Source organism: Pseudohongiella sp. (assembly GCF_040877505.1).
In the GTDB taxonomy this organism is placed as follows: domain Bacteria; phylum Pseudomonadota; class Gammaproteobacteria; order Pseudomonadales; family Pseudohongiellaceae; genus Pseudohongiella.
Window position 1 is genome coordinate 251963 of record NZ_JBBDNQ010000015.1, and the last position, 24973, is coordinate 276935.

22 protein-coding genes and 2 tRNA genes are annotated in these 24973 nt (G+C 57.0%); 18 read left to right on the forward strand and 6 right to left on the reverse strand.

Going from position 1 to position 24973, the window contains the following annotated elements:
- Nucleotides 1-12: 12 nt before the first annotated feature.
- Complete coding sequence (locus WD071_RS05650) at nucleotides 13-2430, reverse strand: TonB-dependent receptor (RefSeq protein WP_368047373.1); 2418 nt, start codon at nucleotides 2428-2430, stop codon at nucleotides 13-15.
- A gap of 299 nt (nucleotides 2431-2729) precedes the next feature.
- Here WD071_RS05650 and WD071_RS05655 point away from each other — a divergent pair, with 299 nt between their 5' ends.
- Entirely contained in the window at nucleotides 2730-3605 is an 876-nt protein-coding gene (locus WD071_RS05655; protein ID WP_368047374.1) for a carbon-nitrogen hydrolase family protein, read from the forward strand.
- Here the strand turns inward: WD071_RS05655 and WD071_RS05660 are convergent.
- Entirely contained in the window at nucleotides 3602-4636 is a 1035-nt protein-coding gene (locus tag WD071_RS05660) for a DUF5924 family protein (RefSeq protein WP_368047375.1), read from the reverse strand. The genes WD071_RS05655 and WD071_RS05660 overlap by 4 nt on opposite strands.
- Nucleotides 4637-4800: 164 nt before the next feature.
- On the opposite strand from WD071_RS05660, the gene WD071_RS05665 reads away from it, so the two are divergent.
- Nucleotides 4801-5526, forward strand: coding sequence for a hypothetical protein (locus WD071_RS05665; protein ID WP_368047376.1), 726 nt, complete (start codon nucleotides 4801-4803; stop codon nucleotides 5524-5526).
- 50 nt (nucleotides 5527-5576) lie between these two features.
- On the opposite strand, the gene WD071_RS05670 is transcribed toward WD071_RS05665, so the two are convergent.
- Nucleotides 5577-6632 (reverse strand): alpha/beta fold hydrolase, encoded by a 1056-nt coding sequence (locus WD071_RS05670; protein ID WP_368047377.1) that lies wholly within the window; start codon nucleotides 6630-6632, stop codon nucleotides 5577-5579.
- Nucleotides 6633-6834: 202 nt separating this feature from the next.
- Here WD071_RS05670 and WD071_RS05675 point away from each other — a divergent pair, with 202 nt between their 5' ends.
- The 3 genes from WD071_RS05675 (at nucleotide 6835) to WD071_RS05685 (ending at nucleotide 9797) form a co-directional block, all read left to right on the forward strand.
- Nucleotides 6835-7488: a TetR/AcrR family transcriptional regulator gene (locus WD071_RS05675; RefSeq protein WP_368047378.1), complete on the forward strand. Its 654-nt coding sequence runs from the start codon at nucleotides 6835-6837 to the stop codon at nucleotides 7486-7488.
- Between the two features lie 119 nt (nucleotides 7489-7607).
- Nucleotides 7608-9275: an energy-dependent translational throttle protein EttA gene (gene ettA, locus WD071_RS05680; protein WP_368047379.1), complete on the forward strand. Its 1668-nt coding sequence runs from the start codon at nucleotides 7608-7610 to the stop codon at nucleotides 9273-9275.
- A gap of 141 nt (nucleotides 9276-9416) precedes the next feature.
- On the forward strand, nucleotides 9417-9797 hold the full coding sequence (locus tag WD071_RS05685) for a PilZ domain-containing protein (protein ID WP_368047380.1): 381 nt from the start codon (nucleotides 9417-9419) through the stop codon (nucleotides 9795-9797).
- Between the two features lie 57 nt (nucleotides 9798-9854).
- Here WD071_RS05685 and WD071_RS05690 read toward each other — a convergent pair whose 3' ends face one another.
- Nucleotides 9855-10526 (reverse strand): replication protein P, encoded by a 672-nt coding sequence (locus tag WD071_RS05690; RefSeq protein WP_368047381.1) that lies wholly within the window; start codon nucleotides 10524-10526, stop codon nucleotides 9855-9857.
- Nucleotides 10480-11685 (reverse strand): DnaT-like ssDNA-binding domain-containing protein, encoded by a 1206-nt coding sequence (locus tag WD071_RS05695; RefSeq protein WP_368047382.1) that lies wholly within the window; start codon nucleotides 11683-11685, stop codon nucleotides 10480-10482. Before WD071_RS05695 ends, WD071_RS05690 begins: the two co-directional genes overlap by 47 nt.
- Before the next feature lie 279 nt (nucleotides 11686-11964).
- Between WD071_RS05695 and WD071_RS05700 the strand changes: the two genes are divergently transcribed.
- The 4 genes from WD071_RS05700 to WD071_RS05715 are packed head-to-tail and all read left to right on the forward strand — an operon-like array spanning nucleotide 11965 to nucleotide 16813.
- The gene (locus WD071_RS05700) at nucleotides 11965-12882 is read left to right on the forward strand and encodes a hypothetical protein (protein ID WP_368047383.1); all 918 of its coding nucleotides are present in this window, start codon (nucleotides 11965-11967) and stop codon (nucleotides 12880-12882) included.
- An 8-nt stretch (nucleotides 12883-12890) separates the two neighbouring features.
- Nucleotides 12891-13748 carry an HAD-IIB family hydrolase gene (locus tag WD071_RS05705; RefSeq protein WP_368047384.1) on the forward strand — a complete coding sequence of 286 codons (858 nt, stop codon included), beginning with the start codon at nucleotides 12891-12893 and terminating at the stop codon, nucleotides 13746-13748.
- A gap of 27 nt (nucleotides 13749-13775) precedes the next feature.
- Nucleotides 13776-15008, forward strand: coding sequence for a glycosyl transferase (locus WD071_RS05710; RefSeq protein WP_368047385.1), 1233 nt, complete (start codon nucleotides 13776-13778; stop codon nucleotides 15006-15008).
- A gap of 2 nt (nucleotides 15009-15010) precedes the next feature.
- Nucleotides 15011-16813, forward strand: coding sequence for a sugar phosphorylase (locus tag WD071_RS05715; RefSeq protein WP_368047386.1), 1803 nt, complete (start codon nucleotides 15011-15013; stop codon nucleotides 16811-16813).
- Here the strand turns inward: WD071_RS05715 and WD071_RS05720 are convergent.
- Nucleotides 16729-17946, reverse strand: coding sequence for a sterol desaturase family protein (locus tag WD071_RS05720; RefSeq protein ID WP_368047387.1), 1218 nt, complete (start codon nucleotides 17944-17946; stop codon nucleotides 16729-16731). The genes WD071_RS05715 and WD071_RS05720 overlap by 85 nt on opposite strands.
- 199 nt (nucleotides 17947-18145) lie before the next feature.
- Between WD071_RS05720 and WD071_RS05725 the strand changes: the two genes are divergently transcribed.
- The 9 genes from WD071_RS05725 (at nucleotide 18146) to WD071_RS05765 (ending at nucleotide 24943) form a co-directional block, all read left to right on the forward strand.
- Nucleotides 18146-18814, forward strand: a complete 669-nt coding sequence (locus WD071_RS05725; protein ID WP_368047388.1) for a hypothetical protein — start codon at nucleotides 18146-18148, stop codon at nucleotides 18812-18814.
- Nucleotides 18815-18818: 4 nt separating this feature from the next.
- Nucleotides 18819-19367 carry a FlgO family outer membrane protein gene (locus WD071_RS05730; RefSeq protein ID WP_368047389.1) on the forward strand — a complete coding sequence of 183 codons (549 nt, stop codon included), beginning with the start codon at nucleotides 18819-18821 and terminating at the stop codon, nucleotides 19365-19367.
- Nucleotides 19368-19413: 46 nt separating this feature from the next.
- Nucleotides 19414-21153 (forward strand): ATP-binding protein, encoded by a 1740-nt coding sequence (locus tag WD071_RS05735; RefSeq protein WP_368047390.1) that lies wholly within the window; start codon nucleotides 19414-19416, stop codon nucleotides 21151-21153.
- Between the two features lie 41 nt (nucleotides 21154-21194).
- Nucleotides 21195-21614, forward strand: coding sequence for a DoxX family protein (locus WD071_RS05740; protein ID WP_368047391.1), 420 nt, complete (start codon nucleotides 21195-21197; stop codon nucleotides 21612-21614).
- 149 nt (nucleotides 21615-21763) lie between these two features.
- Nucleotides 21764-21840, forward strand: a tRNA-Pro gene (locus WD071_RS05745).
- Between the two features lie 118 nt (nucleotides 21841-21958).
- Entirely contained in the window at nucleotides 21959-23068 is a 1110-nt protein-coding gene (locus tag WD071_RS05750; protein ID WP_368047392.1) for a sel1 repeat family protein, read from the forward strand.
- Nucleotides 23069-23161: 93 nt separating this feature from the next.
- Nucleotides 23162-23542, forward strand: coding sequence for a photoactive yellow protein (gene pyp, locus WD071_RS05755; protein ID WP_368047393.1), 381 nt, complete (start codon nucleotides 23162-23164; stop codon nucleotides 23540-23542).
- 3 nt (nucleotides 23543-23545) lie between these two features.
- Nucleotides 23546-24799, forward strand: a complete 1254-nt coding sequence (locus WD071_RS05760; protein WP_368047394.1) for an AMP-binding protein — start codon at nucleotides 23546-23548, stop codon at nucleotides 24797-24799.
- Between the two features lie 70 nt (nucleotides 24800-24869).
- Nucleotides 24870-24943 (forward strand) — tRNA-Gly (locus WD071_RS05765).
- Nucleotides 24944-24973: the final 30 nt, after the last annotated feature.

Here is a 24973-nt window from a genome sequence, read left to right on the forward strand (position 1 = left end):
TAGATGAGTGGCTCAGAAATCATATCGAAGTGTGGCGATCAGATGCTGCGCCTTGCCAGGAATGCCCTGCGCGCCACCTTCCGCCATCTGAGAAATATATTCCTCGTCCAGGACGTTAAAGGCATTCACCCGAACCTGAGCACGTTCATTGAACCGGTAGGTCGCGTAGATGTCCAGCACTGAATAACTGCTGATAGACACGTTACCGCGTCGTTGCGCCGGGCTCAATATCGGTTGCGGTGCGCTGGTCTGCGCATCCACGTACTGATAACCACCCCCGAAGGTGAAGCGCTCGGTGACATCGTAGGTGCTGAACACGCTCAGTGAATGCTCCGGCGAACCACCCAGCTCCTGGCCGTTCAGATCAGGGAAGGCTGCTGATCGCAACACTTCGGTATCCAGGAAGGTATAACCGCCATACAGTTTCCAGGCCGGTGAAATCTGGCCGGCAGCCAGCAATTCAAAACCGTCGACCCGCTGGCTGGTATCCAGCACGGACGGATCGTCCGCACCCAGGCCCGGCAACCGTGCTTTGTCTTTATCGGTGCGGAACACGGCAGCGTTGATATCCAGGCCTGCCGCAGTCTGCCATTTGACACCCAGTTCGTATGACTCGGTCTCCTCAGGTGCCACATCAAACAAATCCGGGCTGCTCACGCGGCTGCCACCACCACCGGCCAGTTGCACCTGGTTGCGGTCGAAACTGCCGGAAATCTCAAAGGCGCTGCCGTAGGAGGCATACAGGGAGGCCTGCGCCACTGGTTTGTAGACCAGACCCACGCTGTAACTCCACTCGCGATCTGTGCGTTCAACCAGAATGGGGTCGGCCCAACCGCTGTCGCTGGCTTCCGCCTCAACCCGATCCCAGCGCAGACCCAGGTTAAGCTCCAGCTGCGAACTCAGCTCCATGGTATCAAGCGCAAAAGCAGCTATTTCGCTGGTTTCATAACGATGCACGGTACCGTCGTATGGGGCCGCAGGACGCGTTCGCAGCACTGGCGCATACAGATCCGTGCGCGGGCCATTGACGTCCGGACGGCGGCGGTTCTCATAATTGAACTGGCCGAATTCCACCCCGGTTACCAGGTCATGGGAAATGGACCCGGTGTTAAATGAGATAGAAAGATCGGTCTGGTTGAAGAAACCATCATCTACCTGATCGCGGGGCTTCAGATCACCCTGCACCAGGGCGGCAGAAAAGTCACCGGACCCCCAGAATTCTTCGGGCACCTTGATGCGCGGCGAGGAAGTAATGGAATCATTCTTGACTTCGCTGTAGCGAAGATTGTTGCGCAAGTGAACATCGCTACTGAATGCGTGCTCAAGGCGCAAGCCGAGGATGTCCACATCGATTTTCTGATAATCGTCAACGTGCCCGAAGAAATCGCTGAAATCGATGCCGGGAGGCAATTGACCGGTGGCATAACCATCACCACATCGCTGATTGCCCACTCTGCCCACACGGCCATTGGTGGGGTCGTCACACAAGGCCTTGGACCCGGAGAAACCTTCGCGGTCAAAGGGCAGTCCCTTGTCTTCGATATTATCCTGCCGCGTATGCAGCCAGTCGGCGGTTATCCGGGTATCGCTGTCAAAGCCCCAGGTATAAGCAACAAAGGCGCCGTAACGGCTGTCGTTGACCACATCACGGCCCGGCACATCGGCATCGTGTGTCATCAGGTTGACGCGGAATGCACTGTTGTCATCAACACTCTGATTGATATCCAGCGTCAACCGACGATAGGCATCGCTGCCGCCACTGGCTTCGACACGGCGCTGGTTCTCCTGCAGGGGATTTCGTGTTACGAAGTTGATGGTACCGCCAGCAGAGCCCCGGCCGCTGAATGCAGAGTTGGGCCCTTTGACGACTTCGACCTGCTCAACATAGAACGGATCGCGGAAGTAGTTGCCCAGGTCGCGGACACCATTGACGTTGATATCATCGCGGGCGTTGAAGCCACGGATCTTGAGCTGATCGCCACCGGGCGGGTTACCTTCGCCTGCCTGCAGGCTGATGCCGGGAATATTACGCATGGCATCACGCATGGAGGTCACGTTCTGTTCGACCAGCAGATCGGAAGGCAACACGGTAACGATACGGGGTGTGTCGAGCAGGTCGCGGGTGTAACGCGGGCTGTTCATCTCCCGGCCGCGGAAATCCGTTACCGTGATGGTTTCAACGGCCGGCGCTTCGGCATCTCCGGTCTGCTGGGCCACAGCGGCATTCATGCCGGTGGTACCCAGCACCGCAGCAATGGCAGCTGCCAGACAACTACGTGAGAACGGCTCGCGGCGCGCGCTTGCTGCTTTTTCACCATCTGTTGCGGCAAGTCTCAGCGTGCTGGATTGCGCTGTAACTGACGTGGAAGCGGCAGTGCTGGCAGAGGTGTTTTCGGGTTTTTCGCCATGGTGGAAGGCTCTGAAAAACATTGTTATCTGGCTCCTACAATTAAAATGAACGTATATCTGCGGGTCACATGGGATGGTCCCGAGGCTGTTAATCGCCTTGGATCAGGACCAGCACAAGATGGATGCCTGAAGGACATGCGGGGTATGCTAATGAGATTCATTATCATTGTAAAGGAGAATGATTACTATTTTAAAAAAAACAGGCAGATATGTTGCAAGACGTCTCAGTCGACAGGACGTTAAATACTCCCTATAGTTGCTGCCTTGGTCGGAACCGGCTCCCGGTAGGACCAGCCTCAGCAGCCCTCAAAGGATATGCCATGATCGTTCGCATCGCCGCCGTGCAATACCTCTTACGTCAGATCAATGACTGGTCCGGTTTCGAAAACCAGGTCCGTTTTATCATGCAGGCCGCCGGGGACTATAAACCGCAATTTGTGCTGCTGCCCGAAATTCTGACTACGCAGCTGCTTTCCTTTATGGACACGTCCGACCTGCGAACCTCCGTACGCAACATGAACGACTATACCCGTCGCTACAAGGACCTGATGCAGGAGCTGGCAGCCCAATGGAACGTACATCTCATCGGAGGCACACATCCCACATTGCACGAGGATGGCCGCTTGCTCAATACGGCCTATTACTTCACCCCGAGTGGTGAGATATTCGAACAGGACAAGATTCACCGTACCCGCTGGGAGCGGGAAAAGTGGGACACAGATGCAGGCGAAAAGTTGCATCTGTTCGAGACGCCCTTTGGCAAGATCGCCATACTGATCTGCTACGACATCGAGTTTCCCGAACTCTCTCGCATGGTCTGCGAGGCGGGCGCCGATATTCTGATGGTGCCCTCCTGCACGGACGATCGCCAGGGCTTCCTGCGTGTGCGCTACTGCTGTCACGCTCGTGCCATCGAAAATCAGGTGTTTGTGGTCATGACCAGCACGGTAGGCAACCTGGCTGTGGAAGGTCTGGGCATGCACTACGGACAGGCTAGCATTATCACCCCTTCGGACTTTTCTTTCGCCCGCGACGGCATTGCGGCGGAAGGCACCCCGAACATTGAACAGATTGTGGTTGCCGATGTGGATTTGCAGGACCTGGTAACCAACCGCCTGAGCGGAACGACCATTCCGCTATACGACAAACGCAAGAATATTTACGAACGGCCGGTGGAAATCATCAAGGTCAATTAAGGTGCCTGCACAGCGGCAGAATCAGTAACAACAAAGCGTGTCACACCGATCAATTGCCCTGAATCGGTCACCACCCGCACCTGCCAGCGCCCGGCAGGATCTGCCGGGAAATTGAGCTTGTGCGTCCAGGCGCGGTACCCCGAATTGCTGACGCCCTCAATTTCCAGTGTGATGCGATCCACAACGGCCCCGTTGTGGATCCACACATGATGAATCTGATCGCGCAGCCCGCGCGGTGCTCGCACCGATGTCAGCGCATACAGGCCTCCTTCGCGCAGGGTGGTGGCATCAATCTGCTCCAACTCGGGGCCGAGACTGCGTTGTTCAGCATCAAGGTATTGCGACAGGGAAATGCCCCTGAGCTCCAGCACGGCTGGCGGCACCCAGATACGCATCACCCACAGCCCGCCTGCCATCACCAGCAGCAACAAGGTAATCATTGGCAGTCGCCAGCGGCCACCATTGGCAAACAAATTACCCAGGCTTGGCAGGCTGAACAGGAAGGCGATCAACAGCGCCAATTGCAGGCTCTGCCGGGTGTTCAGCTGGAAGATCAAGGGCAGGGCCACCATCAGCACGGCAAACAGGGTCAGAGCGTGGAACAGCAAATACAGCGAGCGGCGCGGTGCCAGTTGTTTGTAATAGAGCGGGTCTATCACGGAAATCAGCGCGCAGAGTATCAGCACACTGGTAAACACGGCCTGGCCGTGATTCCAGCTGGTGGCGGCCAGAAAAAACGGCAGCGCGAAGAACAGGCTCTCCTGGTGCACCATCTGGGTACCAAAACGCATGATGGCAGGTGGCATGTCCAGATTAAAACGATTCCGAAACCCTGCCCGCAGCCACTTCTCCAACACCAGCAGCAGCCAGCTTGCCAGCATCAGCACAGCAATCACCTGGGCAAAGGTTTCGCGGCCCTCAACCAGCACATAGCTGGCCACACCGGAGGCAAACGCCAGCACCGCCATCAGTCCGGGAAATTTTTCAAACAGAAATACGAGACGGCGAATCAGGCCTTTCAGTGATGCCATAATGAAGGATATACCGCAGACCGGGAAACAGAAAAACCTGGGACAGGTTCAGGCTGCGGTGAATATACGCCTAAAACGCCTTGCGCAATAGTGAAAAGGTGGAAGTCCAGGCATGTTGCATCAATTTGCCGCTGCCGCGCTTGCGATTGACAATGATTGCCGGTATGTCTTTCAATGCAGTAAAAACCGGCACGGTACTGGCAAACGGGGATACAAACATCAAACAGATCGAACTCAAACTGAATCCGCACTCACTGGTTCTGGTGCTCAGCTTCGTAGCAGGGGTGCTGCTGTTGATACATGTCTGGCTGACCATCCACCATTATGTGGTTAACGACATACCCTGGGTCATTCGTCAGCTGTTCGACGTAGACGAAGAAAACAATATTCCGACCTGGTTTTCCTCAGCTAATCTGATGCTGACTGCGGCACTCACGCTGGTGCTGGCCATCGACAAATGGCAGCACAACGACCGCTGGCGCATGCACTGGATGCTGCTTGGCTGGGGTTTCCTGTTGCTGTCGCTTGACGAAATGGCCGGGCTGCACGAGAGCCTGAACTCTGTGACCGAGGCCTCGTGGGCAATCTACGCGCTGCCACTGGTGTTGGTGCTGGCGATTGTATTTTTCCGTTTCCTCTACTTCCTGTCGGCACGCACCGCATCCCTGTTCATACTGTCGGGCCTGGTTTTTCTGGGCGGCGCTGTCGGTGTGGAGCTGTACACCGAACCCTACCTCTACAATGACGAACTGAATACGCTGGCCTACAACCTGTGGACACCGGTAGAGGAAGGTATGGAAATGTTTGGAGTGATCCTGTTTCAATATGCCCTGCTTGACTACATGACCCGGGACGACAGTGTGCTGTGCAGGATTTCCATCAAGCCATGAAAGCACTGCCATCGGCCAGAATCTGCCCGATGGCGGCTGACTGCCCTGCGTTAACGGAGCCGCGACATGTCCGGGAACTGCCTGGCTCGTATATCCGGCCAGTCCCGGCCCGGCACGATAATCGGCCCCAGACCCGAACGGTCTCTGTCCAGAAACTGGAAATGCGCCCGTAGCAAGGCATTGACTTCATCAGCCCGCTCTTCGGCAAAGAACAACCGCGCACCGTCAAACTCGACCACCGCATAGGCGCCGGGTATTGTATCGCGTAGCCAGTGCGCCCACTCGACACCAAAAAACACATCATCAGTCCCCCACATGATCAAGGTTGGCTGGTTGAACTGCTCGAGTGCCGGTTTGATGGCAACTGTCTCGGCATTGTCCTGGGTCGCGATAAAGCGGTTCACCGCAGCACGCCGGTCAGGGGTTTCCAGCAAAGGTGTCATGTAGATCTGCAGCATGTCTTCGCTGACAAACATCGCGTCCTGGTAAACCAGCCCGGCCAGGCCAGCGCGGGCACTGTCCACATCCAGCATATATCCCTGCAGCACCTCGTCCATTTGTCCGCGGGTGGCCAACTCATGGACGGTACCCAGCGCCTGTGGCGGCCAGTTGTCATGCACATCGGCATTGCTTAAAACCAGCGAGCGCACACGCTCGGGCGCCCGGGCCACAATCAACTGGGCGATGCCGCCACCGCTGTCGTTACCCACCAGATCAAACTCTCGTACCCCCATCGCATCCAGCGTCGCCAACACCATATCGGCCTGGGTGGAGAAACGCAGATCCTGGTCGGCGCTAATCTCGGTATGCCCCAGCCCCATCAGATCGATGGCAATGCCCCGCCGGATATCCGCCAGCTCGCCCAGTTGATGGCGCCAGTGCCAGGCGTTCAGCGGAAAGCCGTGCAGATAGACAGCCACCGGCCCGCGACCTCGCTCCACCACCGCGATACGGCCATAGTCGGTGTCAACGTAGCGCCGGGATGCCTCGAACCAGGCGTATCTTTCTATATCCGGGTCTGCATCTGTGCGTGGCGGTGACACACAGGCAGACATCAAAAGTGTCAGGCTGAGCAGCAGGGCTGTCGTGATGATTCCGTGTTTCATAACCTTATCCTTCACTTGGTAATCATAAATATCAGCGTCATGACCGCTCTGAGTCGGATCAGGCACGCCGCACCAATAACATAATAATATTATGTAACGTAATTATGTTATGCAACATAATTATTTTATGCAACGGCTTTTTATGAAATACTCTTAGTCCCGCTATAATCAGCGCCAACGTTTCAGATAACAGCGAATCAACATGCAGAATGCTCAGGACCGGACTCAGGACAAGGTAACGGCCAATGCCGGCAGCGGTCGGCGCGAGGCCAACGCCAAGGCAACCCGCGGTGCCATGATTGCCGCTGGCAGAGAAGCCTTTATCCGCCATGGGTTTGCCGATGCCTCGCTGGACGACATCGTGCAGGATGCGCAGGTGACCACCGGGGCCCTGTATCATCATTTCGGTAACAAAAAGGGCCTGTTCCAGGCCGTTGCGGAAAGCCTGGAACAGGACATGTTGGAGCGCATCAGCGCCGCGCTGACGGATGACATGAACGGTTGGGAACAGCTGGAAACAGCCATGCACCTGACGTTTGCCTTGTGTGCTGACTCCGGCGTGCATCGTATTTTGTTCAGCGATGCCCCCAATGTCATTGGCATGCGGGAGTGGCGCGATATCGAGCTGCGCTACGGCTTCGGCCTGGTCCACCGGATACTCGCAAAACTGCACGAGGACGGCGAGATCAATTGCTGTTCCGTCGATCTCACCGCGCAGATGCTGCTCGGCGCGGTCATGGAGGCTGTTCATGCGATGGTCATGTCCGACGACAGTGAACGCACCGCAGCCGAGGCAAAAAAAACCCTGCTTGGTTTTATCGAGACACTCAAGGTGCGCCACGAAACGCATCGCTAGCGGCACCCCACTCTCTTTAAGCACTCCGTGATAGAATCCGCTAATCAGACAGGATCCAGCACGTCCGGCAAATCCTGACAGCCAATGCATCCAACTCAATCCCGGAGAATACCCAGGTTATGGCACAGTTCGTTTACACCATGCACCGCGTGGGCAAAGTGGTTCCCCCGAAAAAAGAAATCCTCAAGGACATTTCCCTGTCCTTTTTCCCCGGCGCCAAAATCGGCGTGCTGGGCCTGAACGGCTCGGGCAAGTCGACACTGCTGCGTATCATGGCCGGCGTGGACAAGGAGTTTAACGGCGAGGCGCGCGCGCAGACCGGCATAAACGTTGGTTACCTGCCGCAGGAACCGGCGCTGAATGCCGACAAAGACGTGCGCGGCAATGTCGAAGAAGGCATGGGTGAGGTCATCAAACTGCTGGAAGAGTTCAATGCCATCAGCGATCGCTTCGCCGAACCGATGAGCGACGACGAAATGACGGCCCTCCTCGAGAAGCAGGGCGACCTGCAGAACGCCATTGATGCCGCCAATGGCTGGGATCTGGAGCGCACGCTGGAAATTGCCGCGGATGCATTGCGCCTGCCACCGTGGGAAGCCGACGTGACCAAACTGTCCGGCGGGGAAAAGCGACGCGTCGCCCTGTGTCGCCTGTTGCTGTCCAACCCCGACATGTTGCTGCTGGACGAGCCCACCAACCACCTGGACGCCGAGAGCGTAGCCTGGCTGGAACGCTTCCTGAAAGAATTCCCCGGCACCGTGGTGGCCATCACGCACGACCGTTACTTCCTGGACAACGCCGCCAGCTGGATCCTGGAGCTGGACCGTGGTTACGGCATTCCGTTTGAAGGCAACTACACCAACTGGCTGGAAAACAAGGAAAAGCGTCTGGAAACCGAACAGCGCCAGGAGGCTGCCCGCGAAAAGACCATCCGCCACGAACTGGAGTGGGTGCGTAACAACCCCAAAGGCCGCCAGGCCAAGAGCAAGGCGCGACTGGCCCGTTTCGAGGAGATGAACTCGCAGGAATTCCAGAAGCGCAACGAAACCACCGAACTGTATATTCCGCCGGGCACGCGCCTGGGCGACAAGGTGATTGAGGTCAATAAGCTCAGCAAGTCATTCGAAGACAAAACCCTGATCAGCGATCTGAGTTTCTCCGTTCCCAAGGGCGCCATCGTTGGCATCATTGGCGGTAACGGCGCTGGTAAAACCACTTTCCTGCGCATGCTGACCGGGGTAGAGAAGCCCGACAGCGGCAGCATTGAACTGGGTGAAACCGTGGACCTGGCCTATGTCGATCAAAGCCGGGACTCGCTGGACGGCAGCAAAACCGTGTGGGAAGAACTCTCAGAAGGCCAGGACATTCTGCAGATTGGCCGCTACGAAGTGCCTTCACGTGCCTATGTCGGCCGTTTCAACTTCCGCGGCGGCGACCAGCAGAAATTCATCAAGGATCTGTCCGGCGGTGAGCGCAACCGGGTGCACCTGGCCAAGCTGCTCAAGCGCGGCGCCAATGTGCTGCTACTTGACGAACCGACCAATGATCTGGACGTGGAAACCCTGCGCGCACTGGAAGAAGGCCTGCTGAATTTCCCCGGCTCGGTCATTGTGGTGTCGCACGATCGCTGGTTCCTGGACCGTATCTGTACCCATATTCTGGCCTTTGAGGGCGACAGTCAGGTCATGTTCCACGAAGGTAACTACACGGATTACGAAGCGGATCGCAAGAAACGTCTGGGCGACAATGCTCAGCCGACGCGCATCAAGTACCGCAAGCTCGCGTAACGGCTGGATTTATTTTAGCAACCGATATAAAGATTAGACCGCAGGGGCCGATAGTGCTGCAGAGGGGGACTGCTGCACTCAAGCCAGCTACCTGCCAGTGGTCTGAAGTTAGTGACCCATACCGAGCATAGAGCCAACATAATGACTGATGAAAACGGCTACACGACAGAGCAAGGATCCCGGCGCACGTTTACACGCATATTCTTCGACGCCGAGACAGTTGTCACACAGGATGATCACATCTGGCCTGTTCAGTTGATCGATATATCTCTGCGTGGAATCCTGATACAGGTACTGCCGGACCAGAAAATTATCGACGACCAGCCCGTTGACATCAGTATTCACCTGGGCGGTGATATCCAGATTTGCATGACCACTCACGTGGCCAATCACCATGGAAACAAGGTGGGTCTGGCCTGCGATCACATCGATGTCGACAGCATGACGCACCTGCGGCGTCTGGTAGAGCTCAATATGGGTGATACCCACCTGCTGGAACGGGAATTGTCAGCGCTGAACTGATCATGCACCCCCATCTCATCTCCCATCCCCAGCCGCCAGCCGCCAGCCGCCAGCCAGCTAGATATCCAGGCTGGCGCGCAACTGCGCCAGCTTCTTCTCTCTTTCAGCAAACGTCAGCGGCCGTGACGGATCCTTTTCCAGCGCGGGCGCAATCGGTTCCTGCAGATCTTCGCCCCGGATGACACGTTGACACAACTGCCGGTAGTAGTAGGCAAACACGGGGAACACTTTGTCTTCGGCTTCCGTTGCCAGCAAAAACCAGTCAGTCGATTTCCCCGCCTGATACACCGCCGGATGCGACCAGGCGTAGGCTGCCTTGGGAGCCGGTGCACGACAGGCCTCTGTGTAGGCATCACGCTCCGACGGCAGACCGAACAGACCATAGGACTCTTCACAGGCCCGAATAACTGCAGAGATAGTCGGCAGATAATCCTGGGTTTTCACCAGACGGCGGGCTGCAGTCACCAACTGCTGAGGATGAAAATCGGCCAGACACTCCAGCCAGTATTTTTTTGCCAGCACCAGGCGGTCCGGATCCCCGTAGGCCTTGTGGTACTGATTATGGTAAGCCAGTTCAAACTCGGCAAACAGCTGATTGATCGCATCGACCTGATCGGGGCCACCACTGTTGGCTTCCGGCCCTGTCGACCCGGGCTTGGAACCTGCCCCCGACCGCTGATTCTTACTCTGCCCAGCTCCGGTCTGTGAAGCGCCTGAACGTGGCTTCAAGGCCTTTCCCGCCTGATTCAGCAGATTGTTTATCTCGTGCATGCGTCAACCCCGTTGCAGCGCCAGCGTCCAGACGCCGCGCCCAGGAATATTTGATGAATTGCAAAAAACGGGTATTCCAGGAAGCCTGCGGCTGCCCGGTGTCACGCCAGTAAAGCACAAACTCCGGCACTTTGCTGCGGGCAAAATCCTCGTCAATCTCGGCCAGCCGCAGCACATCAAACACTTCCGCACTGGGCTGCCAGTTTTCGCTGATCGGGCGCGGTACGCCGTCGTTGACCACAGACACCTTGTAGCGCGCCCACTGCCTGCGAATATGCTCTATAAAGCGCGTGTTCCAGGTGCCGTTTTGAGCGCCGCGTTCGCGCCAGTATAAAACAAACTCCGGCACAGCGTCCTCGATAAAGGCCTCATTGATTCCTGCGTTGCACAATATTTCAACGGCGTCCTGACTGGGCTGCCATTGAGCAGACATTGTGGTCTCCAGCTCGGCGGCGCCGCGGCGTGTCTGCTCCTGCCGCCACTCACGCAAGACGTGTTTGTAAAACGCATTACCCCAGGAAAACCGTGATTGGGCCCGATCGCGCCAATACATGACAAATCCCGGTACCAGTTCCCGGGCAAACGCGTCCGGCACGCCGTGCTGGCGGCACAGGCTTAACCATTCATCTCCCGGCTGCCAGTCCGGGGCGATGTAGGCGGCTGAGCCACGTCCGGCTTCTGCTGTCTTGCCGGCAGAGGCCAGCGCTACTTTGGCTGACGGCGCCGGGGCTGACGACTCCTGGGCTGACGGCTCCAGAGCTGCCTGTGGCGCACGATCCTGGCCGACGGAAGCATTGACGAGGTCTCCATCCTGGCGCTGGTTAATCGCCATATACCAGGCATCCTCCTGATCCGTGCGCGCATCAACCAGAATCAAACCCAGATCCTGCAGATTCTTCTGCACCCGGCGGATATCGATCCAGGCCCAGAACGGCAATGCCTCCAGCAACTCGCGCTGCTCCAGCAGCAACCAGCTTAAGCCTTTACGTTCGATGCACTGGCGATGCACCATCAGTTCGCTGAGCACGTGCAGCAATACCGCCTCTTCGAGACCAATCGTGGCAGCCAGCGTCGGCGAAATGATCAACGGACGTTCAGGGATCAAAGAAGATTGCATGTGTGGACCGGAGTTTGCATTAACTTAAACAGTGAGTGGTTAAATGAGCGAACAAGTCAGCCAATGATTGAGCCGAAGCAGCGGTTGCTCAAGCGACCTGGCATAAGGTTAAATAAACAGACGAAGTAAATGTAAGCCTGGCGGGAAGCTTACCACATCACCGCGACTTCATACGAACAGGACAGGCACGGGCGCCTTCCGGGCGATTCACGTTTGCGCACCATTTTGGCGCACCAAATCAGACCGTGGGCGCCACGGGAGCATGCACAGGACAGCAAAATGCCAGCATCCAACCCATCACCGGGCGAGTTCGTTTTCCGCCTCTGGCAAGACCTGGCAGACGCTGAAATGTTGCCACCGCAGTGGATCGAGGACGCCGTGCGCTACTTTGCTCCGCTGGCGGAAGAAATAGGCGAGCAATACGCCGCCCAACATGGAACCCTGGTGGTTGGCATAAACGGTGCACAGGGTACGGGTAAATCAACACTGGCCAAAGCACTTGCCCTGATGCTCGAGAACAGACTCAACCTGACCACTACCGTGTTATCACTTGATGACTTTTACCTGAGCCACGCAGCCCGTCAGCAGCTGGGTCAATCCGTGCATCCGTTGCTGGTGACACGCGGGGTTCCCGGCACCCACGACGTCAACCTGGCCATGGAGACAGTGCACCGGCTTCGCAGTTCAACCGGGGACGTGGCCCTGCCCGGCTTTGACAAATCACGCGACGACTGTGTTGCCAGGGCTCACCAACAACAGGCCCGGGCACCGCGCAATATCATCATACTGGAAGGCTGGTGCCTGGGCGTGCAAGCGCAGACAGACGCACAGCTGCATGACGCGATAAATGCACTGGAGCTGAATGAAGACACGGATGGCCGCTGGCGCCATTTTGTCAACCAACGGCTGGCTGATGACTATCAGGCACTGTTCGCCTGCATTGACTATCTGGTCATGCTGAAGGCGCCTTCATTTGACTGCGTTCTCGAGTGGCGCAGTCTGCAGGAAGCCAAATTGGCAGCAGGCACACATACTGGCAACAAAATAATGACACCCGACGCTATTTCAAGATTCATTCAACACTACGAACGCCTGACCCGCCACGGCATGGAGACGCTGCCTGCACTGGCAGATCGGGTTCTGCATCTGGATGCTGATCATCGCATCTGCTGCAGCAGTGATCGCACACCCCATTGATGACAACCATGAGCAGCGCAACCGACAGCATCCAGACACAGAGCAATACAGCACCGGAACTCCGCAGCATTATTGTGGTAACGGATCTGGACGGAACCCTGCTGGACCACTTCAGCTACTCTGCCGAGCCAGCGCTGGCCACGATCAGAAAACTGCAGAAACGTCGAATTCCGCTGATTTTCAATACCAGCAAGACGCTGTCAGAATGCGAAGCACTCAGTGAAAAACTCGGCCTGTCTGATCCGTTTATTGTCGAAAATGGCTCGGCCACCTACTACCCCAAACGCCGGTTTCGCACCGCGCCACCGGGCGGTAAATCACATGGCGTGTATTGGCAGGTGGTGGCAGGACTGGACTATCAGGACATCCGCGAGCGCCTGGCCGATATCAAACCGGCCTATCGCCTGTCTGCCCTGAGCGACTGCAGCCTGGGTGAAATATGTGCTGCCACCGGCCTCAGCATGACGGCAGCGCGGCGTGCAAAGACCCGCCAGTTCAGCGAACCACTGATCTGGCAGGACAGTGATGCCGCGCTGGATGCATTCCGGCAAGCACTGGCCACCAAGGGCTTGTCCACGCTGCGCGGTGGCCGTTTCCTGCATGTGCTGGGCGACACTGACAAAGGCCGGGCACTGACAGCAGTACAGGCAGTGTATGCACAAAATGCCAAAGATGTTGTCTCGATAGCGCTGGGCGATAGCGACAATGATATTGCCATGTTGCAGGCATCGGATTTCCCCGTTCTGATTCGCTCACCGGCACATGCCCTGCCCGAACTGAACACCAACAAACCCGTCATCATCAGTGATGAGACCGGACCCACCGGGTGGGCAAGCAGTATAAAGACCCTGCTCAAAACGCTCTAACAATGAAAACCAGAAGAGGATACCGTCATGGGCGATTTTCACCAGAATGGCGTCATAACCACACTGCACAACCTGAGCAAGCGGCCGTTGGCCGAGCTGGAATACGAACTGCAGGTATTTTCCAAAATGCGACCGATGACGCTGATTCTGCCGTCACTGTATTCCGAGCTGCAAGGACCCGCGCTGCCCAACATCATCAAAGAATTAGCTCAGGTACCGTATCTGAGCCAGGTTGTCATCGGTCTTGACCGGGCCAGCGAAGCGGAGTATCGCCACGCACGCGACTTTTTTTCTGCCCTGCCGCAGCATCACCGCATTCTCTGGAACGATGGCCCCCGTTTACGCGCCATTGATGATCGCCTGCAAAGCATGGGGCTGGCACCGACCGAAGCCGGCAAAGGCCGCAATGTCTGGTACTGCCTGGGTTATACGCTGGCGTCCCGCAAGAGCCAGGCTATCGCCCTGCACGATTGTGACATCCTGACCTACAGCCGGGAACTGCTGGCACGGCTGATCTACCCGGTCGCCAACCCAGGATTCAACTATCAGTTCTGCAAAGGGTATTACGCCCGGGTCGCTGACGGCAAGATCAATGGCCGCGTCTGCCGCCTGATGGTTACGCCCTTGCTGCGGGCGCTTAAAAAAGTTCTGCCGCCCAGCGATTACCTGGAATACCTCGACAGTTTCCGGTACCCATTGGCGGGCGAATTCTCATTCCGCACCGAAGCCGTCAATGACCTGCGCATACCCAGTGACTGGGGACTGGAAATTGGCATTCTGTCGGAAATGTTTCGCAACTATTCAACCAACCGATTGTGCCAGGTGGACATCGCCGACAACTACGATCACAAACACCAGGACCTGTCGGCAGACAACGCCGAAGCCGGGCTGTCCAAAATGTCCATAGACATCGCCAAGGCCATTTTCCGCAAACTCGCCACCAATGGCGTTGTCTTGTCCAGCGAAACCTTCCGCACCCTCAAGGCCAGCTATTTTCGTATCGCGCTGGATTTTGTTGAAACCTATCGCAATGATGCCCTGATCAACGGCCTGACGCTGGACATCCACAAAGAGGAACAGGCCGTTGAACTGTTTGCCCGCAACATCAAGGCGGCCGGGGAATACTTTCTCGACAACCCGATGGAGACACCCTTTATTCCCAGCTGGAACCGGGTACGCAGCGCACAACCCAATATCCTGGAGGAGCTTCAGGAGGCTGTCGAAGCCGATACCCGGGAATTCATGACCAAGGAAAGCTGAGCATGGCGGATCTGAACACTCGCGTACACAACCATCTGCAGCACATCTATCCCGCGCTCGATGCTGCCGCCGCGCAACAGCTGGCATCAGCATTGATGGCGACCATGCGCCTGGACCCCGACCACGTGCAGGCAGGCCGCCAGCCTCAGATCTGGGATCAGCGTGATGTCTACCTGATTACCTACGCGGACAGCATACAACCGGCAGGCGATGAACATCCGTTACGGACCCTGCACGCATTTCTGTGCCAGCACCTGAAGGACAGCATCAGCGGTGTGCATGTACTGCCGTTTTTTCCGTGGAGTTCGGATGATGGTTTTGCCGTCAGCGACTACGATGTTGTCCACCCCGCGCTGGGCGACTGGCAGGATATAGAAGCGCTGGCGGGGGATTTCAAACTGATGGCTGACCTGGTGATCAACCATTGCTCGGCGTCACACACCTGGTTTCAGCAATTCATCGAAGGCAAAAATCCCGGCAAGAAATACTTCTACACCGCCGATCCGGCGCTGGACCTGAGCGCCGTTATCCGGCCCCGCACCAGTGAACTGCTGCGCCCGGTAACCACAGCCGATGGCGTCAGGCATGTCTGGTGCACCTTTGGCCACGATCAGGTTGATTTCGATTTTCGTAATACGGATGTATTACTGGAGTTTGTTCGCATCATCCGCCTGTACCTGGACCATCAGATCAAGGTGTTTCGCCTGGACGCGGTAGCCTTTATCTGGAAAGAGCCCGGCACCAACTGCCTGAACCTGCTACAGACCCATGAGATCGTCCGCCTGTTGCGCGCACTTATCGAACACGCCGATCCGGAAGCACTGATCATTACCGAAACAAACATACCAAAACGGGAGAACCTGAGCTATTTCGGCAACGCCAACGAGGCACACAGTATCTACAATTTTTCCCTGCCCCCGTTGCTGTTGTTTACACTGCTGAATGGCAACTGCCGTCACCTGAAAAACTGGCTGATGAGCATGCCACCGGCACAACTGGGTACCTTCTACTTCAATTTCATCGCGTCTCACGACGGCATCGGCCTGCGTCCGGCCGAGGGACTGCTCAGCGACCACGAGATCGAAGCATTGCTGGGCGGCATGGAACGGGCCGGCGGCCGGATCTCATGGCGTGCAACCTCGGCGCTGGAACGACGTCCGTATGAAATCAATATCAGCCTGTGGGACGCGCTTGCCTGCACACTTGAGGATCAATCAGGGGCACCGGACACCTGGCAACTGCAGCGTTTTATCTGCGCGCATGCCATTCTGCTGGCGCTGGAGGGCGTGCCGGCATTCTACATCCACAGCTTCCTGGGTACCGGCAATGACTATCAGCGTCTGGCGCACAGCGGGCATAACCGTCATATAAACCGGCATCAATGGTCCCGGAACGAACTGCAGCAGGTGCTGAGTGATGACAGCAAACACCACGCGCAGGTTCTGGCGGCGCTCAAGGCACTGATAACGATCCGACAGCAGCAACCGGCATTCCACCCCAATGCAACCCAGTTCACCCTGCATCTGGGTGATGGCATTTTTGCGTTCTGGCGTCAAAGCATCAACCGGGAGCAGAGCATTTTCGCCCTCAACAACATCTCCGTAGAGACGCATCACATACCCCTGTCGGATATCAACCTGATCGATACCGAAGACTGGTATGACCTGGTCAGCGGTCGTCACATTGCATTGGACGAGGAAGAAATTGTCCTGGCGCCTTATCAGACAGTCTGGTTGAGCAACCGACGGCCTGACACCAGCGGCAGAACCAGCGCCGGCAACAGCAGCACGATCGATGACGCCTGAACCGGCAGCAACCAGCCATCCACGGCCCAGGGCAGCACGGCGCAACTGAGCCAGAACAGCGTGGCGTGCCGGACTGCACCGGGTTTTTGTTCCAGCACGCGACTGTTCAGCCACAGCCCGCCACCCAGAGGCACAAAATGCATCAATGCCAGGCCAAAGTCGGGTAAGGTGACATTCAGTAAAAACCAGACCGTGAACCCCATCAGCATAATATGCAAGACCAGCACGGCCATGGCCAGTGGCAGCGGTGGTCGGGGGTCATACTTTTCCTGAGTGTCAGGCAAACAACGTGGCAGCGGGTAGCGCGCTTCCACATCCGGCGGACGCCAGCCCGTGGGCATGATCCACAACCGCAGTTTGTCCCGCCAGCGTTCAGCGTGCCAGCAATCCTGCAGCAATTGCCAGTGCACATGCATGTTGGCATAAAAAGGATTCCAGCTGTGCAGAGGTTTGCGCACACCGTAAACACAAGGTTCCTGCGCCAGCTCGGCCTGATACGTACCAAACAGGCGATCCCACAGAATGAACACGCCGCCAAAATTCCGGTCGATATACGGGTCATTGATGGCATGATGTACCCGATGATTCATCGGCGTAACAAATACCTGCTCGGCCCAGCCCAGGGTTTTGATAAACCGTGTATGCACCCAGTACTGATAAATCAGATTCAGTGAACCCACGGTGACCACAACCTCCGGCGGAAAACCGGCAAACAGCATGGGCAGGTAGAATACGGAACCGATCAGGAACCCGTTAAACGGCTGACGCAACGCTGTGGTCAGATTGTATTCTTCGCTTTGATGGTGCACCACGTGAATGCCCCATAACACGTTAATCGTGTGCTGGCAGCGATGGCTCCAGTAATAACAGAAATCGTAGAACACAAAGGCCGCCAGCCAAAGCCAGGGGGTCATGTTCAACTCGCCGTGCGGCAGCAGGGTCCACAACGTGGCATAGGCCAGAAACCCCATGAAGCGGGTGGCAAAACCCAGGGTCTGGCTGAGCATGCCGGTGCTCAGGGACGCGATGGCATCATTGAGCCGGTAATAGCCGGTCTTGCGCCGGAGGTCCACCGCCAGCTCTACCATCAGTAGCAGCATGAATACCGGGATGGCATAAAGAATGAGATTCATGGTTCACCCGTTCATAGTTCACCCGTTTTTACTGCCGACTATAATCAGTTCCTGCGCCTGGCACCAGTGGCAGCTGATCAGGCGACACGCTGACCGGTGATTTTCGCTGATGTGCGCTCGTCTGCGCTAAGGAATTGCGCCTGACTGTCGATACCTAAGGTATCAAGCCAGATTCAACAACAGCTATCCGGGAATTTCCATGACACGTCACCAACAGCTGCTTTGCCTGACCCTGCTGGCGGCCTGCGTACTGGGCGCCTGCAACAACCGGTATCAGGCGTTTCCGCGCGCAGTGACATTTGCCGGCGTCGAACAGGAAGTGGCACGTTCAGCGGCACACTGGAACCTGATGGCCGCCAATGAAGCCAGCCTGATCGCCGGTGCTTTCGATGCCCCGCCCACCCTGTACATCACCCCGTCAGATGACAATGACAGTCCGTTTGAACAGGCCTACCAGCAACTGCTCACGGCCCGGTTACTGGCCAACGGTGCCAGTGTCATGCGCAATCCGGGCACTGCGGCACTGCAGCTCGATTACCACATCATGGTTGTCAATCACGATAACGGACGCAGTCTGCGGCCACGGCCAGGCGCGTTCTCGGCGGCCTTTGCCATTGCCGCGATCGCCGGCAATGTGCCCAACTGGGAAGATAACAAACTTGCCATTATCCCGCTGGCCCTGGGCCTGGATGTGTTGACCGACATCTGGCGCGATACCCGGGAGACCATGTCTGAAGTGATCGTCACCACCAATGTGCATGATGGCGAGCGGCTGCTGCGCTCTGACGCCCGCATCTACTATGTCAGGGATGCCGACCTGGTCAACTATCAGACCCGCGGCAAGACCTTCAGTGTTGTCGGGAGTTGAAGCCATGATCCACAAGTTGAAACAACATCCGCTGTTCACGCTTATCCTGGTGCTGGCCATACTCGGTATCAGTGGCTGCAAGACTGTTGCCAGAACCATCGGCAACCCGGTTATCACACCAAATCACCAGGCCGCACAGAGTCTGCTTGATGTAGCACGCCACCAGCTTGACCCGGCGTCCAGAATGCTTGCCGCCAGCTTTGCGGACATCGATAATCTGTCGCAGTCCTCGTCGTTTGGCCGTATCGCATCACAACAACTGGTGTCATCATTTGCCGCTGAAGGGTACCAGTTTGTCGAGTTGCTGCTGCGCAACAATGTCTACGTGGATCAGCGTCAGGGCGAATTCCTGTTGTCACGAACCCTGTCCGATATCAGCGCCGAGCATGATGCCGATGTGGTGCTGGTAGGCACCTATGCCGTCGCCGAGCGTAATATCTACGTCACTGCCCGCTTGATCAGAACACGCGACAACATTATTCTGGCATCGCATGACTATGCCGTGCCCTACACGCCGGACATGCGTCGACTGTTGCGCCCCGAACGCTGGTAACGCAGAGCGTTTTTAAACCAGCCATAGCCAGATACACCGGAAAACTATGTCCGCCGTTTTTAACATCAGCCGCAGCATGCTTGGCATCCGGCAGCGCATTCTGCAGACAACCCTGTGGGCGACCGTGGCCCTGGTCAGTATCGCCTACATTCCCAGTGCCACCCTGGCAGTTCAACTGGAAATCTGGAGCCTGCTGATTGTTGATACGGTCGGTTGGGGCGCTATCCTCGGCCTGGCACTGGCCAAGCGGATGCCCTATCAGCTGCGCGCCATCCTGTTCCTGGGATTGTGGGCAGCTGTCGGAATTTTCATACTCGGGCTGCTTGGCCCGGTCGGCGCCGGTACCGAGTGGCTGTTGACGGTACCGCCGCTGGCCGCGCTGTTATTCGGTTATCGCGGTGCGCTTGCCGGCATCCTGTTCATTGTCCTTCTGGTACTGGGTTACCTGGCCACGCTGGCGCTGGCACAAGTACCGGATCCTGCCTACGGGGCACTGGAGTATACGCTCGCATCATGGACCGGTGTCAGTGGCACGCTGCTGTTTCTGTGCGCATTGATATCACTGACCACAGCGCGTCTGCTGGACAATCTCGAAGCTACCATGATCGAGCTGGAGTCCTCACGCCAGCGTATCGCCGAGTCGCTCAGGGAACGCGAACAGCTGCAGGATCAGCTACTGCACGCGCAAAAACTGAGCGCCCTGGGCACCATGGCCAGCGGCATTGCTCACGATTTTAACAACCTGCTGCAACCCATCCTGATGGCCAGTGAAGAGGCCCGGGAACTGGCGTCCCCCGACAGCGCCCAGCAACAACACATCAACAGCGCCATCACCTCTGCCCAAAGGGCCGCAGACCTGATCAAACGCATCCTCAGCTTCAGCCAGCATCATGATGCCAGCGTCGGCAGCACAGCAATCGCACCCGCACTGCATGAAATCGCGGCACTGCTGCGCAGCACCATGCCGGCCAATATCAGTATCCGGGAGACCATCAATGCGTCCGATGTCTGCATTCTGGCAACCCCTGACATGCTGCACCAGATTTTCATGAATCTGGGGACCAATGGTTGTCTCGCCATGAAGCCGCAGGGCGGTACACTCGAGTTCAGGCTGGACCTGCTTGACGCCAGCGACCAGGTTCTGCTGACGGTCAGTGACACCGGCACAGGCATTCCACCGACCATTCAACACCGCATATTTGAACCTTTTTTCACCACCCGTGAAACAGGTGACGGCACCGGACTTGGCCTGGCCATTGTGCACAAACTGGTCACGCAACTGGGCGGCAGTATTCGCGTCAGCTCACGGCCCGGCGAAGGTGCCGAGTTTGCACTGAAATTCAGAACAGTGCCGCCGCCCCCGCCCGGACTGGCAAGCGAAGACAGCAGCACTGCCACACCAACAACCTCCGCATCGCTTTACCGCATCATGGTTGTTGATGACGAAGAGCTGGTACGCGCAACCGTCCGCATGACGCTGCAGCGCGAGGGCATGCAGGTTATCGAACACGCGTCGCCGACAACCGCGCTGCAGCAACTGGAGCATGACCCTGACGTTGTCATCGACCTGCTGATGACAGACCAGGCCATGCCCGGCATGACAGGTATTCAACTGGCCACCCGGGTGCGAATCCTGCGCCCGGCTTTGCCCATTCTGCTGGTCTCCGGAAACCTGACTGACGCCGAGCGCCGTCAGCTGACGGCGCTGGAAAATTGCGTAACACTGGACAAACCCTTCAGCCGAAAGCTACTGTTAGCCGCCATTGACGCCATCAGACGCATTTGAGCGCCAATCAACCCAACAACAATACTGAAACAGGATACCCCATGATCCCCGAAGCACTGACCCGACTCTTTATCCCCGCTGGCCGCATCATTCTCGCTGTCTACTTCTTATTGCCGGGCCTGATGAAATTTACCCAGTACGACATGCACGTCGACTACATGGCCTCGCATGGCATGTTCTGGATCCCCTTCTTCCTGATCCTGTCCGGCCTTATCCAGGTCGGCGGCGCGGCCGCCCTCTTCGCTGGCTACCAGGTGCAGATTGTGGCTTTTGTTCTGGCTGGCCTGACCTTCATCATAAGCCTGGTAATGCACGATTTCTGGACCATGGCAGAAGGTCTGCAGCGCTCACACGAGACACAGAATTTCTTCAAGAACATGGGCATCACAGCCGGACTGCTGGTTTTGAGCAGCGCCGGGGCCGGCGCCTTCAGCGTCGACAACCGTCAACGTAAAGCGTAATCGCCGAGTGCTCTTTTTTGCTGCCCGGTGGCACTGGGGTATTGGAAAACCCGTGCGTTTCTGACATATTATGCGCCCCGGGCGCTGTCGCCGTGACCAGTATGCAATGCTGGTTTCCGGCGGGGCGTTGAATTGCAGCAAGACCCCATCGGAGTGTAGCTCAGCCTGGTAGAGCACTGCCTTCGGGAGGCAGGGGTCGGAGGTTCGAATCCTCTCACTCCGACCAATGCAGATTGGCTATCGTCATTGCGTCACGCTACAATCAGGCCATGATTTCTACTCCGTTCCGATTATCTCGTCGCTTGATACCCGCGCTGCTTTGCGGCCTGGTCTCCTGTGCTGTTTTGGCGCAGCCCCGAGACATTCCGGCCCCCATCATTGCCCCCGAACCAGCGCCTGAGACTCCCGCCGACGCTGGTAGCTACAATGTGAATATCGGGCTTGACGCCTTCCGGGCCGAGGACTACGACGCGGCACTGCAGAACTTTACCGAAGGCGCCATGATCGGTCACGCCATCGCCCAGTACAATCTGGCCCTAATGTATCAGCAGGGCATCGGCACGGAGCAGAATTTTGAACGCGCCTTGCAGTTGTACGCACTGTCAGCGCAGCAGGGCATTGTGCGCGCCCAGTTTAACCTCGGCGTCATGTACGACCAGGGTCAGGGCACCGGACAGGACTATCGTGAAGCCTATTACTGGTACGAGCAGGCGGCCGAACAGGGTGATGCTGACGCGCAGTATGCCGTCGGCACAATGAACTTTTACGGCCAGGGCCGTGCGGAAAATTATCCGGAAGCCATGCGCTGGTATCAGGAGTCGGCACGTCAGGGACACCGCGATTCACAATACAATCTTGGCGTCCTGCTGATCAGCGGCCTGGTGGGCGAGCCCAATCCGACCGCAGCGCTGACCTGGTTCACCATGGCGGCCGACAATGGCAGCGCCGACGCTCAATACAATGCGGCGTTAATGTATGCGACCGGCCAGGGTGTTGAGCGCAGCGCAGCGCAGGCCCGGGACTATTTCACGCTGGCCGCGGAGCAGGGCCTGCGCGATGCCCAGACACGCCTGGGCATTCTCTATGCGACCGGTGACCAGGCAGATCTGCCGCGTGACTACGAACAGGCACGTTACTGGTTCAACCGATCTGCACACCGGGGAGATGCTACCGCCCAGTACTTTCTTGCACGAATATTTGCCGATGGTCTCGGGGTAGAGCAGAACCTTGCCATTGCGCACATGTGGTATGAACTGGCTTATCGATTTGGTTATGAACATGCGGTTAGTTCGCTGGAGCGCCTGAGTGCAGAAATGGACGAGGAGACTACGCTGCAGGCGCGGCTCATGGCAGCTCGCTGGATGAGAGCGTATGCCGAGCAGAATCCCGACACGGTGCGCATTACCCGTCTGCCGGACGACGCTGCAACCGACAACGATATCCCGCAGGACTGATCTGATTCGCGTGCCCGTGCGTATGAATTACCGCAAAAAACCACTTAAACCTATTAAATGCGCGTAGGCGCGAGCAAGACCGGAGAAAATTCTATGTCGATGGAAGTAATTGATTTTGGGTCGTCTGATATTGATAACAAACTGGCCAAAATGAGCCCCTCACAAATTGACGACCTGGCATTTGGTGCCATCCAACTCGACGCCAATGGTGTGATTCAGCAATACAATGAAGCCGAAGGTGCAATCACGGGGCGATCACCCGGGCAGGTCATCGGTAAAAACTTTTTTACGGACGTGGCGCCCTGCACCAACACACCCAAGTTCAAAGGTGCCTTTGACAAAGTAGTAGCCGATCGCGGCAGTGTGATGCTGGAGTATACGTTTGACTACCAGATGACACCTACCAAAGTGAAGGTACATATGAAACCCGCTCTGGTCGGCGGCAGCTTCTGGATTTTTGTCAAAAGGCTCTGATGGATGTGGTGGCAACAGCCCGGGCTGCTGGAAAGCTGGCTTGACGATTTTCTCAGTGATGCCCTGCAACGACGTGGTCTGGGTGAGCTGCTGCTGGATGACACAACGCAGGCAACCGACCTGCTGACACAGCCCGGGCATTTCGGTTTCGCCTCGCTGGACATGGTCGATATGGCTCGCCGCTTCGCCCATGCACTGGGCATCGAGCGCACGGGTCTGTCGGACCTGCTACTGGCCAGGCGCTCGGCCCAGGGATGGGCGGCTGTGGCGCGGCGCAGTCTGGACATAGATCACAGCACCCTGTATTTCTACTCCTCCGGGTCTACTGGCAAGCCCACGCCATCAGCGCACACGCTGGACAAACTGCAGCGCGAGATCAATGCTTTCCGCCATCTTCTGCCGCCACCAAAACGTGTGGTCAGCACCGTGCCCACGCATCATATCTACGGCTTTATCTGGAGTGTGCTGTTGCCGACAACGCTGAACTGTGAGCGCATCAGGGTACACCCGGCGCGATCACTGCCGTCGACATGGGCAAAAGAATTAAGAGATGACGATCTGATTGTCGCCACACCCGATATCTGGTCCATGCTGCTGGCCCACGACGTTGCTCTTCCCGACAGATTCACCGGCATAAGTTCCACGGCACCGTTACCTGAAACCACCGCTTCTGGCATCCGCGCGCAATACCCGGGTGCAGTATTGATGGAAGTTTATGGCAGCAGCGAAACCGCCGGACTGGCATGGCGGCAGCAGGACAAGTCGGCATTCACCCTGCTGCCGTATTGGCAACTTCTGCAAGACCAAGGTCAATGGATCGCGCGGGACAAGGATGATGGCCAGCAATATCCACTGCACGATCAATTGCAACAACATGGCGATAGCAGCATCTCTTTGTTGGGCCGCATTGACCCGGTTGTGCAGATCAATGGCAACAACATCAATCTGGCTGAGCTGGAAAATAAACTGAAGGCGCACGCAGATGTAGCGGATGCCCGGGTGCGGAGCGACAGCGCTGCCGGCCAGACCGGGCTGCACTATTTTATTGTGCCTGAGCACGCTCCCTCAGATATGCACGGCTGGTGCCGGGATTTCAGTCGATGGCTGGCAGCCACCCTGGGCAATACACCGCCGCCACTCTCGGTTGTGGTTGCACCCGCACTTCCCGTCAACACACTGAACAAACCGGTTGGCTGGACGCCGTCACACTATAAAGCCGTTACCGGCTGCTTCCGCTCCGGTTTTGTCCCGGCCTGATACAATTGCAAGTCCTGTTGCCGCAAAGCTGCTCGACAAAATCTCACAATTCGGCTAGTTTGAGGCCTCTGCGGGTGTAGCTCAATGGCAGAGCAGAAGCTTCCCAAGCTTACGACGAGGGTTCGATTCCCTTCACCCGCTCCAGACTTCCGACGTATCTGGTTCAATACAAAA